This is a genomic window from Paenibacillus psychroresistens (assembly GCF_009728935.1).
Lineage (GTDB): Bacteria > Bacillota > Bacilli > Paenibacillales > NBRC-103111 > Paenibacillus_AC > Paenibacillus_AC psychroresistens.
The window spans coordinates 1,139,830-1,152,854 of sequence record NZ_CP034235.1; the positions used below are offsets into that span (position 1 = coordinate 1,139,830).

A 13,025-nucleotide genomic window follows, 5' to 3' on the forward strand; every position below is an offset into this window, starting at 1 on the left:
AGGTCTTTATGGAGCTAGAAATAAAAGAATATGTCAGAATTTTAATCAAACGGTCATGGATTATAATTTGTATTATGTTGCTCATAACAAGTATTACAGCTGTCTACAGCTTCAAGTATATTCAGCCTGTTTACGAAGCTAGCGTCAAGATGATTGTGACGAAATCTCCCGATCTGCAAGGAATACAGATTATTGATAATGGGAGCATTGATGCCAATATTAAGTTAATTAATACGTATAAGGAGATTATTAAAACATCAGCCATTATGGACAAAGTTGTGAGTAACTATCCCGATATTGGTTTGGACGCTATTCAGCTAATTGAGATGGTCAACGTAAATTCTGCCAATGAAAGTCAGCTGATGACGATTAGTGTAGAAGATGAATCTTACCCACGTGCAGTACAAATTGTAAATGCAACTGCAGAGGTATTTCGCAATCAAATCTCCTTATTGATGAAAATCGATAATGTGACTGTGTTGAATGAAGCAAATCCGGCAATTAAGCCAGCGCCAGTGAATCAGAATCCAATGATGAATATTGTAATTAGCTTGATTGTCTCCTTTATGTTAGCTATGGGTATTGTGATTATTCTAGAGTACTTAGATGATACGATTAAGACTGAGGATGACATTAAGAAATATTTTGGACTATCTACCCTAGGTATGATCTCAAAAGTAAAAGGCAAAGAGCTGGAGTCAGCTGCTTTGGTTAAAGCTCAAAGACAGGCAGGTGACCCTCTACATGTCAGCCCAAACATCTAAAAGTAAATATGCGACGATTACTAGCATTAATCCCAAATCTCCTGTATCGGAAGCATATCGGACACTTAGAACCAATATTACTTTCTCTGAGCTCGATCAAGAGGTTAAAAAAATCATGATCACTTCACCGCAATCGGGCGAAGGGCGATCGACAACGATTGCTAATCTAGCTGTCACCTATGCTCAAGAGAATAAACGTGTCTTATTGATTGATACAGATCTTAGAAAACCAACCCTGCATCAATTCTTCCATAAAGCTAATATTCGTGGGCTAACAAGTATTCTGGTTAATCAAATTCAAGCGGTGGATGCGATTCAAGAAACCGATATTCCCAATCTTTATTTTCTGCCCTCAGGTAATATTCCACCTAACCCATCTGATCTGCTTGCTTCAAAAAGGATGCGGGCTTTAATGGCGCAGCTGGAAGCAGAGTACGATTTGATTTTATTAGATTCTCCTCCTGTTCTTGATCTTACAGATGCGCAGATATTATCCACTATGTGTGATGGTGTTCTACTTGTGATCAATCATGGGAAAGTGAAGCGGCAGGTTGTCCAAAAGGCGCTTTTGAATTTGGAGCATGTTAAAGCTAGAGTGCTTGGTGTAGTCATTAACAATATTAAGCATTAGGGGGTATTCCAATGGATAAAGCAAGCAAAATTTATATAGCAGGTCATCGAGGACTAGTTGGTTCAGCTATAACGAGGAAGCTAATAGCAGAAGGATTTCAGAATATTGTTGTAAGAACTTCAAAAGAGCTTGATTTAAGGGATTACCACCATGTATTTGAATTTTTTAATGAACAGAAAATAGATTATGTGTTTTTAGCAGCAGCGAAGGTTGGAGGGATTATTGCCAATCAAGAGTATCCGGTGGAGTTCCTTCGTGATAATTTGTGGATTCAAACGAATGTAATCGATGCAGCTTATCGTACAAATGTAAAAAAGCTTATGTTTCTCGGAAGCACATGCATTTATCCTAAATTTGCGCCACAACCGCTTAAGGAAGAGTATTTGCTCACAGGTGCATTAGAACCGACGAACGAGCCCTATGCAGTTGCCAAAATAGCTGGGATCCGGTTATGCCAATCCTACAATCGGCAATACGGATCCAGTTTTATCTCCGTTATGCCAACCAATATATATGGACCTAATGATAATTATGATTTGCATAGCTCACACGTTATGCCAGCACTAATTCGAAAATTTCATGAGGCCAAGGAGCAAAATAGCCCTTATGTTGAAATCTGGGGAAGTGGCAGCCCGAAACGTGAATTCCTTCATGCGGACGATCTGGCAGATGCCTGTTTATATCTAATGGAGCACTACGATAGCAGTGATATTGTGAATATCGGTGTTGGGGAAGACATTTCCATTCAAGAGCTGGCAGAGAAGATTAAGCGGGTTGTAGGTTATGAAGGATCCATTAACTATGATTCGAGTAAACCAGATGGAACACCAAGAAAGCTAGTGGATGTAACAAGAATCAATCAGGTTGGCTGGCAAGCATCCATCTCTTTAGAAGCAGGCTTGCGGCAAACCTATGATTGGTATTTGCGAAACCAACCATATACAGAGATCACTCAGCAAGTGATTTAATAAAGTGAGTAATGGGGGAGAAGTTAAGATGAAAAATGCATTAATTACAGGGATAACCGGTCAAGACGGCTCCTATTTAGCAGAGCTTTTGCTGCAAAAGGGATATAAAGTATACGGTTTGCGTCGCCGTACGAGCACACCTAATTATGAGAATGTCGAGCACATTCGCAAAGAAATTGAGTGGATTTCTGGAGATTTAACCGATTTAGCTTCATTGATTCAAGCTGTACAAATTTCTATGCCAGATGAAGTCTATAATTTAGCCGCACAATCTTTTGTAGAAACATCATGGCCCCAGCCATTGCTTACTGGGCAAATTACAGCACTAGGTGTAACTAATATGCTGGAAGCCGTGCGAATGGCTAGACCTTATGCTAAGTTTTATCAAGCCTCCAGCAGTGAAATGTTTGGTAAGGTAGTGGAAACCCCTCAGACGGAAGTGACGCCTTTCTATCCGCGCAGCCCTTATGGAGTTTCGAAGGCTTACGGGCACTGGATTACAGTGAATTACCGGGAAAGCTTTGATATGTTCGCTAGCTCAGGGATTCTGTTCAATCATGAATCACCACGTCGTGGTGTTGAGTTTGTGAGTCGCAAAGTAACGGATGCAGTAGCTCGTATTAAACTCGGTATGCAAAACGAGCTGCGTATGGGAAATCTGGATGCTAAACGGGATTGGGGTTATGCTGGAGATTTTGTTAAAGCGATGTGGCTGATGCTTCAGCAAGATACGCCAGATGATTTTGTGATTTCTACAGGTGAGCTACATACAGTAAGGGAGCTGCTCGACGTTGCATTCTCTTATGTAGACCTGAATTATATGGATTATGTTGTGATGGATCCAAAGTTTATTAGACCTGCGGAAGTAGATTTACTATTAGGCGACTGCACCAAAGCCAAATTAACGCTAGGCTGGAAACAGGAAGTAAGCTTTACGAAGATGATTCAAATGATGGTAGAAGCAGATATTAAGCGTGTAGAGTGGGAATTGCGAACCAAGCTAATCCCAGTGATTTGATTACGATTGAAGGACGGGGAATAACCGTGGTATTAAAACGAATCCTGCTGTATAGCCTGAATTTCACGCCAGAGCTGACGGGTATAGGGAAGTTTAATGGGGAAATGGTACAATGGCTAACCGATCAAGGGTATGAGGTTAGAGTTGTTACTGCCCCGCCTTATTATCCACAATGGAAAATCAATCAAGGATATTCTGCCCATAAATATAGCAAGGAAATTGCGAATGGGGCTGAGGTCTGGCGGTGTCCAATTTGGATTCCGAGTAAGCTGACAGGGCTTAAACGGCTATTGCATTTGGCTTCTTTTGCCTTATCTAGCATTCCAGTTATTCTGAAGCAGATGTGGTGGAGACCCCAATTAGTCATGGTAGTTGAACCGCCCTTAGCAGTCGCTCCTATAGTTGTAGTCTTATCCAAACTATTCGGAATTAAATCGTGGCTGCATGTTCAGGATTTTGAAGTGGATGCTGCTTTTGATTTAGGCTTATTGCCAGAGAATAAAGCACTTAAACAGCTTGTTACAGGGGTAGAAACCTGGCTGATGAGAAGATTTAATATAGTATCCTCGATTTCCTTGCAGATGATGGAACGGTTATACAATAAAGGCATTGAGCCTGCTAGAACACGATTTTTTCCAAATTGGGTGGAAACAAATGCCATTTATCCACTTGAGGAAAGACCGGTATACTATCGTGAACAATTAGGGATTAATAGGAATGACTTTGTTGTGCTTTATTCAGGTAATATGGGGGCAAAGCAAGGATTAGAAATTATTCTGGATGCGGCGGAAAGGCTGCAAGAGTTCAAGAATATTTATTTTGTAATATGTGGCGAAGGCTCTAATAAGGATAAGCTGATTGAGGACGTGAAGCTGAGGAATTTAGCACAGATTAAATTCATACCGCTGCAGCCGCTGGAAAAGCTCAATCTCTTATTGAATACGGCTGACGTTCATGCGTTGATCCAAAAGATGAGCATCTCTGATCTTGTTATGCCATCCAAATTAACAGGCATGATGGCAAGTGGGAAAGCAATTATTGCTACTGCAGCGAAGAAAACGGCAGTGTTTACTGTAATGGAGCAGTCTAGAGCAGGTCGTGTAGTTAGTCCAGAGGATCCGGAGCAGCTAGCAAAAGTATTATTAGAAATGTCTGAGAATAAAGCGGCTTGCCATATATATGGCCTTAACGCACGGGCTTATGCAACCGAACATTTAAGCAAAGCTGCGATTATGAGTGCCTTTGAAAAATCCATCAAAGATTTGACGACTATCCAAAAAAGCGCATCATCCAAAAGCAGTGTCAAAGATAAGGGGGTATTCATGAAATGAACACACCACGCGCAAATCGAATTCGTTTGGATCTATACACTCAGGAAGGTTACTCCAGAGGGAGAAGCGGTTTGATTGTATTATTGTGGTGGTTTGTGCAAGGCACCTTATTTCGGTTTTCCCTGCATCAAATGTATGGCTGGCGAAGGTGGCTGCTGCGGCTATTCGGAGCTGAGATTGGACGGAAGGTGAAGATTCGCCCCTCTGCCAAATTCACTTATCCGTGGAAAGTAGCTATCGATGACTTTTCGTGGGTGGGCGACTCAGTTGAATTCTATAGCTTAGATACCATTACAGTTGGCAAGCATTGCGTTATCTCACAAAAAAGCTATTTGTGCACGGGTAGTCATGACCTGACAGATGTTCGCTTTGGGCTCATTACCAAGCCAATTACTATTAAAGACGGTGTCTGGATAGCTAGTGACGTTTTTGTATATCCAGGAGTTACTTTGGAGGAGATGGCTGTCGTTTCAGCACGGAGTACAGTGACTAATAATGTACCTGCTGAAGAAATTTATGCGGGCACACCAGCACAATATATTAAACATCGCTTTTTGCATTTGTCGGCCGTTGGAAAATAGAATAAAGCTTGAGGCAACGGCCGCTCTTCAGAGGAGCAGCCTTTTTTGTTTGTTAGAGAGTGTAAGGGTATGGTGAGGGATCATGTTTAAACTGACGATATTGTGCAGGTGTCATCCCGTATTGCTCTTTGAACTTATCATAGAAAAACTTAAGGTTAGTGTATCCGATCTCAGCAACAATTTGTCCAATTGGAAAATCTGTATTCTCCAAAAACACACAGGCTTTTTTCATTTTTATTTCAATAAGCAGTTTAATGAAGCTTTGGCCTAGCACATTCTTGAGTAGTCTGCTTAGATAATTGGGGTGGAAATGAAAATGGTTGGCGGCAGATTCAAGTGTTACCGTACGATAATTACTTTCCAAGTAAATCAATATATCCGTAATGGCAATTTTCGTGACTTTAGGATGTGGTTCATTATCGACCTGGTCTTTGTACACACGCAGCAATTCTGAGAATAATACGATGATATAGCTGTTAACAACTTCTCTAGAGCACAGCTTAGGATCATAAAATTCACATAATACATCATTCATCAAATGATGGATTTTGGCATTCTGATGGGTCGGGAAAAGCAGATATTGCTGAAATTCCTTGCTTTTATAAACGGCATTAATAAAAAATTCAGAAAGAATATCATTGCCAGCTAAACGATTCAGCATATCGACGTTAAAATAGCTCTTCCTCATTAGGCAGTTGATAATAATATCATTCTCACCTGTAGGCTCAAAAGCATGCACCACATTGGTATCCAACAGACAAAATTCACCTTGCAGTAGTGTGATCTTTTTGCCGTTTATGTATTGAGTGCATGAACCGGAATAGACATAATTAAGCTCTATAAATGAATGGTAGTGCTCAAGTACATGGATATATCGGGGGTGCTTGGAAAAGGCGATTTTCTGATCAGGAGCCATTATGAAACCTTCTGAAACATGGTAAGGATTCTCGGGTTTGTTATTACGGTTGTAGGGTAGTGATGCTTCAACCCCTTCAAATATAAGGAAACGCGGCTGTATAAGCGATTCACTTTCCATTGGGGTCTGGTTCAGTAAGTATTTTTCCAGCTCATTATGCTCCAAGGTATTCACCTCCAAAACAAACTTTTCACTTCTGATTATAACATAGTTATTGAGAACGGAAATAGGTTTGAAAAGGATAGTGATCACCTTGGTTTTCGATATGTTATTGTACGGGAATAAGCTTTATTCTGATAAGGTAGGATATAATTCGTAGGAGGTAAATATATGCATCCCGATATTGAAAGCAATTATGAGCAAGCCAAAAAGCTTTATAAGAAACATGGAATCGACGTTGATCAAGCTTTAAATAAATTAGAGGATATAAAAATCTCGATGCATTGCTGGCAGGGAGATGATGTTAAAGGCTTCTTGTTCCGTGATCAAGCATTAACCGGCGGCATTTCGGTTACAGGTAACTACCCAGGTGCAGCAAGAACTCCAGAGGAATTGCGCAGCGATTTAGAGAAGGCGCTTTCACTAATTCCAGGGAAGCACAAAGTAAATTTACATGCGATCTATGCAGATACTACTGAAAAAGTAGATCTTAATGAGCTTGAGCCGAAGCATTTTCAAAAATGGGTGGAATGGGCAAAAGAGCAAGGACTAGGTTTAGATTTCAATCCAACCTGTTTCTCGCATGACAATTCCAAAGATGGATTCACATTGAGCCATCCAGATCCAGAAATTCGTCAATTTTGGATTGACCATTGCATAGCATCGAGAAAAATTGGCGCCTATTTTGGTGAAGAGCTTGGACAAACCTGTGTGACTAACATCTGGGTGCCGGATGGTTATAAAGATATTCCTGTGGATCAATTGGCTCCTAGGAAACGGTTGAAGGAGTCACTTGATGAGATTTTTACAGTAGAAATCAATCCTAAACATAACCTGGACGCTTTGGAAAGCAAGCTGTTTGGTTTAGGCTCTGAAGCTTATGTTGTGGGATCTCATGAATTTTACATGGGCTATGGTCTGCTTAATAATAAATTAATTTGCTTGGATGCGGGTCATTTTCATCCTACGGAGAGTATCGCTGGCAAGCTTTCATCACTTTCCTTGTTCAGTGAAGAGATTCTGCTTCATGTTAGTCGTCCGATCCGTTGGGATAGTGATCATGTTGTGATCATGGACGATGAATTAATGGCTATCGGCAGAGAAATTGTACGTAATGATTTAGTAGATAGAGTGCATATTGGACTTGATTTCTTCGATGCCAGCATTAACCGTGTAGCTGCTTGGGTAATCGGTACAAGGAATACAATTAAGGCGCTCTTGCGAGGATTCCTCGAGCCTACGGAATTGTTGAAGCAAGCTGAATTAGAAGGAGATTATACTACTCGTTTAGCACTTATGGAGGAGTTTAAATCATATCCATTCGGAGCAGTCTGGGATTACTATTGCGCTAAATTAGGTGTTCCGGTGCGTGAAGAATGGCTAGAAGAAGTAAAGGGATACGAGAAGGAAGTATTATTGCTTCGTTAAGGCAAATGTGTAAGTAAATTTGCTCTCAGGAGAAAAAAACCTGGATAAACAGCTCTGTGCTGTTTATCCAGGTTTTTTGACGTCAAGAAAGTGAAAGTAAAGCGTCTGCGCCGCTTTAAATTCCGCGGAGCCCCCGCAAAAGAGAAAGTAAAGCGTCGGCGCCGCTTTAAATCCCGCGGAGCCCCCGCAAAAGTGAAAGTAAAGCGTCGTGGCCGCTTTACTTCCTGCTGCTAAGTTAAACTAAGCCTCGCGTTTCAACAGCAACCCTTTCTCAACAAGTAACCGGGCTGCTTCACTTAAGTCTGGTGCCAGCTTGTGCAGCTTCTCAGCAATGTCGATTAAATCGACTTCACCGTCGCTGAAAGCCAAGAGGTTGGTAATAATCGCGATTTGCTCTTTTTCCTTGGGACCGCGAGTGCCGCCTGTAGAAGGATAGAGTCCTCTTTTATCAAGCTTTGGCTCGCAGTAGAGGTGAGTTCCTTCATAAATTTCATTGGCTTCTAGCGTTTGTATGATGCTGATGTAAGCTTCTATTGTTTCCCACATGGTAATCTCCGAAATGAGCTCACGGTTATCAAGGGATGTGTGGTACTCCGGATATTCGCCATACATAGTCCTCATTAAACTGCCAACAGGGAGATTGAAACCCTGACTGCAATATTGCCGCTCATCGCTGCCAAAGGGAGACCAATCCATAATCTTGCTGCTTTTCCCAAGCTGATTGAGTACGTGTATGGCAGCTTTATCAGCAAGGCTGTTGCCTTGCTTGCTTTTTTTATAAGTAAAAGCTTCACCATGCCCCACACAGGTTACTACATATCCAGCTGCCAAATGCCTTTTCAAATGTTCGCCGAAATGGCTTAGATAAACAATGGATCCAATGGTTTCGGGCACATAAAGAAAACGATAGCTGTATTTAAGGTTTTTTTGCTTACGCAGGTAGTGGTAAATCATGGTTTGGACGAGAGGGCCTGACAGTTCATTAATGGCCATGGAAGGGTGACACACATAAGTAGAGAATAGGATTTCCTGCTTTGTTTCCCCGCGAATGAAGCCTTCCCCTATGGTTAAATGCCCATCCTCTAGAGTGGTGTCAATGACAACCTCATATTCATCATCAACAAATTCTCCCAATCGATTATGTTCAACACAGAACCCCCAGCCTTTCTGATAATAGGAAGTCATGTAAGGAATTGCATTAGGCTGCTCTGGCAGTGTGTGAATGTGCTGCATTAATTCTGCTTTTGTAAATGTACCTCTTATTGGAATACTATAGCCTACCAAATGGAGATTGTTGTGTTTAATATCGACGATTTTTACGCCCTTGGAATCCTGAATATATGCCGATTTGACATTCCATTCCTGAGGAATCGTCCAATCAAAGCATTCTGTACCCGAAGGGAATTCAAGCTGCTCAATAGGCACAATCCCATCGAGAATTCGCAAGCTTTCCCGTACACCTTCACCTGTAATACTACGATAAATCGGGAATAACTCATCAAATAAGTCCATTAACATGTTGAAAAGCTCCTTCTAAAAGTCATGATCGCCGCCGACAACTCCTGAGCTGTGTTGGCTTAAATAGTAGGTAGTTGCATAGGGATTTGCTGAAATAGCAGTATACCAGCCGACCTCACCGCCGAAGAAGGCAAGCAGTTCTAGGTCTTCATTTAAGCGAATACAGGCTACACCGTTTGCGGCAACCGTAAACTTGCGCTGCATGGTAAGGGTATCCTGTTCTCTGTAGAATGTCAGCTCAATATCGGCAACGCGAGTGTAGTTCTGGATCTGTGTGCTATTCACTAGCCAAACGGTGCTGTTCTCTTGATCTGTTAACACCGGTGCCCAATGAAAGCTGCGTTTTTTCTGCTCAAGCTGTGGATTGAAAACCTCGATGTTTTTGCAAATGTTGCAGGGTAAACCGTTCTGATTAACTCCATAGTCCAAGCCAATTTTGATCCGAGCGGGCAACTTACTTCCTCTCATCGGGGAAGCTATAATTTTGGCGACTAAGGTTTGATTCGGATCAATGTTTAATTGGAGACAGATGGATTTGAGCTTGATCTCATGAATTTCTCGTCCAGGCGAAATAATTCGCTGAATTTTATATTCGGTCCCCAATAAATCACCTTCAGCTGAATAAATCTCGATGTCTAATTCAAATTCAGAAGGTGAATAGATCGGGTAAAGATAGATGTTTGTGAAGCAATCATCTTCGATAGTGACAGGTATCATCAGACTTGCAGCGTGGTAACCAGGCTCGGCTTCGCGCCAGTAATCGGATGTGTGGGTTGCTTCTGAACAATCGTAATACGTATGAGTTACACTTAAAGCATTAATCGAATGTTGGTAATTGCCTGCAATAATACGTGGAAAAACCCATTTTACATCAAAAGAAATCTTCGCAGTCCCCGGTTTACCATCCAGAAAGGTGATTAGATCCAAGCTGTTGGAAGGATGAATCAGGGAGATTTGATAGGCGGGCAGCTCGTCAATAGTGATCTCGTGGAGCAGTGTTTCTTGTTTATGGTTAATAAATTGCATCTGTAATTTGCAGTTGGTAACCTGCTCACAGCCATTAATGAAAGTAAAAAAGGGCTCGCGATCTTCACTCGCATAGATGGTGAAACCAGATTCTGGAACCATAACCTCAAGATTGGAACTGCGATCCTCCGTGTCATTAAATATACGTTGGGAGGTATGTACCACACTGCTAAACGTGGGGCCGTAATAGTTGACGATAACAGCGGGATAAGGGAAAACCATATCTTGAATAGAGAAGAACTCCACTTCCAAGCTGCCTAAAAATTCAATCCATTCATCCAAGCCAATTTGCTTCAATAGATCAGTAATTTCAATTCGATAAGCTTTAGGCTCTTCAATTAAATTGCTGGAACGATAGATAATTTCACCTTCACTGGATCTCAGGGTTACTACGCTATGGATTTGTTTAATGTTGCGCTTAATCATCCAATACCCCAGATAACAGATGCGAGTAGAGATACCAGGTAAATGAAAAATCGGAAAAATGGCAGATGATCGAAAGGTAGGCTTGCGTAAAGTCTTTTGTGCTTGATGACCAGATAGCTGCTGCAAATGATTTTCGTAGCTTCTCATCGGTTGACCTCCAATAATATTCTTTGCTTACGAGATGGAATTGCACGGGTAACAGCGAGCTTGTGCTGACATAGCTCTTGGACAAACGTACTTACGAATGTGTAATTGATCTCTAATTGCTGGGCAATCTCGAGGCAGCTTCGTGTACCATCCATCAGGATTTGAATTTCCTGCAGGTTACTGTATCCCTTAGGATCAATTTTTGGATCAATATATAAATTGTATTTACTTAAATAAAGCGGACCTTTATAGGTGCGAGTGGGAATACAATCCGTTTCAAAAACTTCAATGATTTGTTGTAGTATGACTAAAGATTGCTCAAGCTTTTCAAAATCGCAATGTTCTAGATCGTCAAGCTCCGTGTGATAATACTCAAAAGGATGTCGGCTCATACCCAAGGTAGGAATTCTATAATCCGGTCCATCGTAGAACATTTCATCGTTGCCATAAAGCCCTCGATAAGGAATTTCTTTGGAGGCAGGCTCGTTATATTTCAGGATATTACGGGCTATGTGATCGATATAGCTATTTCCGTCAAAAGAGCGGGAGAAGCTAATTGGATGGGCATTGGCCATCATATCTAGAAAGATTCCGTACTGCAAATGTTCAATATCATTCCCATGCTGTAGAATTCCCGCTGAAGCATAATATTCAGGACCGAGAATGAGTCGGTAGGTAAATTTGCGGCGAGGCAGCTTTTGGAGATACCGGAAGCATTCAATTAATAAGGCAATACAGGCAATTCCATCATTGACCTGACCGGGATGGCAGGTGTGTGCAGCAAGGAAAATCGTATCAGGCAGCTCACCTGGAAGAATCCAATCGATTATGTCACAAGTGCCTTTGCTGAAATCGGTGTCAATATGAACTTGGTAAACATCATCAGTAAGGGTATCAGCTACAGCAGATGGGATGCTAAAGCCCCAGTCTGTTTTGGGTCCAAGCTGGTATTGCCATCGGTTGATATAGTTAAGCCTATCCGGCTGGGTGGGATGGGAGCTGATCCGCTTCAATAATTCTTCACGCGAAACCTTGCCTGAGAATGCGGCAGAATAAGCTTTCAGCTGCATAGGGTGTTTTTGAAAATCAGCAATACGTTCACCAGCTAAGGTTTCAATATAAGCTTCGTGTACGGTCCATTTTTCGGGAATTTCCCATGTTAAACAAGCTGATCCGGATGGGATTGATAACACATCGACCTGCAATTCTTTGGCAAGCTCTTTAACAAAAAAGCTAATCTCATCACTTACGGGAACGCGGTTAAGCATGTAATAGGGATGAATTAAATCGTACATACGTTGTTGAATGGGACTAGAAAACATCAGTGTTCCTCCTTAAACAGTTCAAACTATTTTTTGTTGTACATAAGCATTAATTTGGCTCCATTGCGGGTACTCTTGTAACAAGGCAAGCATGTCCTCTAAGGTGAAGTTAAGCTTTGTCGGGTAAAGCGATTCAATAATTTTGGAGATTAATTGAAAGTCTTCCTGAGTATCCACAGTCCAGCGATGATGGCTTTCATTGGTCATATATTGGATAGGCTCCAAGCGAAATCTATCCGAGTTGGTATAAATATAGGGTGTCACATGCTCTCTATCGTGTATCAGTGTTGCTTCATGCTGTGCAATGCGGAGCGCCTCTATGGAGAATACTTCCGTATCCATCCCTCGCGGATAAGAACGCTTAAGAAAATTGGAGACGTAATCTAGATTTGAAGCATGGAAGAGATAATGGGATATGACCCGATCGATAGTGAAAGGATCAATTACAGGACAATCAGAGGTTAACCTAACGATTACATCTGCATTCAACAAGGTAGCTGCTTCATAGTAGCGTGAAAGTACATCCAGTTCAGATCCACGATAGGTGGAAATTCCAAGCTTCCGACATAGATCAACAATCGGCTGATCACCGGGATTTGTCGTCGTAGCTACAATTATTTCATCGATTAGCGGAACTCTTCTTATCCTTTCAATTTGGTATTCCAGCAGAGTTTGATTCAATACTTTATATAATATTTTTCCGGGAAGTCTAGTGGAGTTCATTCTTGCTTGAATAATAGCGACAACTTTCATAGTACGCTCACCTCATTTTTCAGATTCTGCTTGCTTA

12 protein-coding genes are annotated in these 13,025 nt (G+C 41.5%); 7 read left to right on the plus strand and 5 right to left on the minus strand.

The features are described 5' to 3' along the window. The first annotated feature begins 8 nt into the window (after positions 1 to 8). The 6 genes from EHS13_RS05225 to EHS13_RS05250 are packed head-to-tail and all read left to right on the plus strand — an operon-like array spanning position 9 to position 5,293. Positions 9 to 764 carry a YveK family protein gene (locus EHS13_RS05225; protein ID WP_155699349.1) on the plus strand — a complete coding sequence of 252 codons (756 nt, stop codon included), beginning with the start codon at positions 9 to 11 and terminating at the stop codon, positions 762 to 764. Further along, a complete protein-coding gene (locus EHS13_RS05230; protein WP_155699350.1) occupies positions 745 to 1,395 on the plus strand; it encodes a CpsD/CapB family tyrosine-protein kinase in 651 nt (216 codons plus the stop codon). Before EHS13_RS05225 ends, EHS13_RS05230 begins: the two co-directional genes overlap by 20 nt. A gap of 11 nt (positions 1,396 to 1,406) precedes the next feature. Further along, positions 1,407 to 2,363, plus strand: coding sequence for a GDP-L-fucose synthase (gene fcl / locus EHS13_RS05235; protein ID WP_155699351.1), 957 nt, complete (start codon positions 1,407 to 1,409; stop codon positions 2,361 to 2,363). A 28-nt stretch (positions 2,364 to 2,391) separates the two neighbouring features. Next, entirely contained in the window at positions 2,392 to 3,381 is a 990-nt protein-coding gene (gene gmd / locus EHS13_RS05240) for a GDP-mannose 4,6-dehydratase (RefSeq protein ID WP_155699352.1), read from the plus strand. Continuing rightward, the gene (locus EHS13_RS05245) at positions 3,345 to 4,712 is read left to right on the plus strand and encodes a glycosyltransferase WbuB (protein WP_227013796.1); all 1,368 of its coding nucleotides are present in this window, start codon (positions 3,345 to 3,347) and stop codon (positions 4,710 to 4,712) included. The genes gmd and EHS13_RS05245 overlap by 37 nt, the downstream gene beginning before the upstream one ends. Further along, positions 4,709 to 5,293, plus strand: a complete 585-nt coding sequence (locus EHS13_RS05250) for a putative colanic acid biosynthesis acetyltransferase (RefSeq protein ID WP_155699353.1) — start codon at positions 4,709 to 4,711, stop codon at positions 5,291 to 5,293. The genes EHS13_RS05245 and EHS13_RS05250 overlap by 4 nt, the downstream gene beginning before the upstream one ends. 52 nt (positions 5,294 to 5,345) lie before the next feature. On the opposite strand, the gene EHS13_RS05255 is transcribed toward EHS13_RS05250, so the two are convergent. Then, positions 5,346 to 6,374, minus strand: coding sequence for an AraC family transcriptional regulator (locus EHS13_RS05255; protein WP_155699354.1), 1,029 nt, complete (start codon positions 6,372 to 6,374; stop codon positions 5,346 to 5,348). Positions 6,375 to 6,539: 165 nt separating this feature from the next. Here EHS13_RS05255 and rhaA point away from each other — a divergent pair, with 165 nt between their 5' ends. Then, complete coding sequence (rhaA, locus tag EHS13_RS05260) at positions 6,540 to 7,796, plus strand: L-rhamnose isomerase (protein ID WP_155699355.1); 1,257 nt, start codon at positions 6,540 to 6,542, stop codon at positions 7,794 to 7,796. A 240-nt stretch (positions 7,797 to 8,036) separates the two neighbouring features. Here the strand turns inward: rhaA and EHS13_RS05265 are convergent, their stop codons facing one another. The 4 genes from EHS13_RS05265 to EHS13_RS05280 are packed head-to-tail and all read right to left on the minus strand — an operon-like array spanning position 8,037 to position 12,988. Then, a complete protein-coding gene (locus EHS13_RS05265; protein WP_155699356.1) occupies positions 8,037 to 9,314 on the minus strand; it encodes a DUF4910 domain-containing protein in 1,278 nt (425 codons plus the stop codon). A 15-nt stretch (positions 9,315 to 9,329) separates the two neighbouring features. Beyond that, on the minus strand, positions 9,330 to 10,913 hold the full coding sequence (locus EHS13_RS05270) for a hypothetical protein (RefSeq protein WP_155699357.1): 1,584 nt from the start codon (positions 10,911 to 10,913) through the stop codon (positions 9,330 to 9,332). Beyond that, the gene (locus tag EHS13_RS05275; protein WP_155699358.1) at positions 10,910 to 12,235 is read right to left on the minus strand and encodes a DUF4910 domain-containing protein; all 1,326 of its coding nucleotides are present in this window, start codon (positions 12,233 to 12,235) and stop codon (positions 10,910 to 10,912) included. The genes EHS13_RS05270 and EHS13_RS05275 overlap by 4 nt, the downstream gene beginning before the upstream one ends. Positions 12,236 to 12,256: 21 nt before the next feature. Beyond that, positions 12,257 to 12,988: a cytidylyltransferase domain-containing protein gene (locus EHS13_RS05280; protein WP_155699359.1), complete on the minus strand. Its 732-nt coding sequence runs from the start codon at positions 12,986 to 12,988 to the stop codon at positions 12,257 to 12,259. Positions 12,989 to 13,025: the final 37 nt, after the last annotated feature.

What these genes read in the sequence shown, in the direction of transcription:
- EHS13_RS05225 (WP_155699349.1), top strand. Translation starts at nt 9, where the DNA reads ATGGAGCTAGAAATAAAAGAATATGTCAGAATTTTAATCAAACGGTCA.
- EHS13_RS05230 (WP_155699350.1), top strand. Translation starts at nt 745, where the DNA reads ATGTCAGCCCAAACATCTAAAAGTAAATATGCGACGATTACTAGCATT.
- fcl (WP_155699351.1), top strand. Translation starts at nt 1,407, where the DNA reads ATGGATAAAGCAAGCAAAATTTATATAGCAGGTCATCGAGGACTAGTT.
- gmd (WP_155699352.1), top strand. Translation starts at nt 2,392, where the DNA reads ATGAAAAATGCATTAATTACAGGGATAACCGGTCAAGACGGCTCCTAT.
- EHS13_RS05250 (WP_155699353.1), top strand. Translation starts at nt 4,709, where the DNA reads ATGAACACACCACGCGCAAATCGAATTCGTTTGGATCTATACACTCAG.
- rhaA (WP_155699355.1), top strand. Translation starts at nt 6,540, where the DNA reads ATGCATCCCGATATTGAAAGCAATTATGAGCAAGCCAAAAAGCTTTAT.
- EHS13_RS05265 (WP_155699356.1), bottom strand. Translation starts at nt 9,314, where the DNA reads ATGTTAATGGACTTATTTGATGAGTTATTCCCGATTTATCGTAGTATT.
- EHS13_RS05270 (WP_155699357.1), bottom strand. Translation starts at nt 10,913, where the DNA reads ATGAGAAGCTACGAAAATCATTTGCAGCAGCTATCTGGTCATCAAGCA.
- EHS13_RS05275 (WP_155699358.1), bottom strand. Translation starts at nt 12,235, where the DNA reads ATGTTTTCTAGTCCCATTCAACAACGTATGTACGATTTAATTCATCCC.
- EHS13_RS05280 (WP_155699359.1), bottom strand. Translation starts at nt 12,988, where the DNA reads ATGAAAGTTGTCGCTATTATTCAAGCAAGAATGAACTCCACTAGACTT.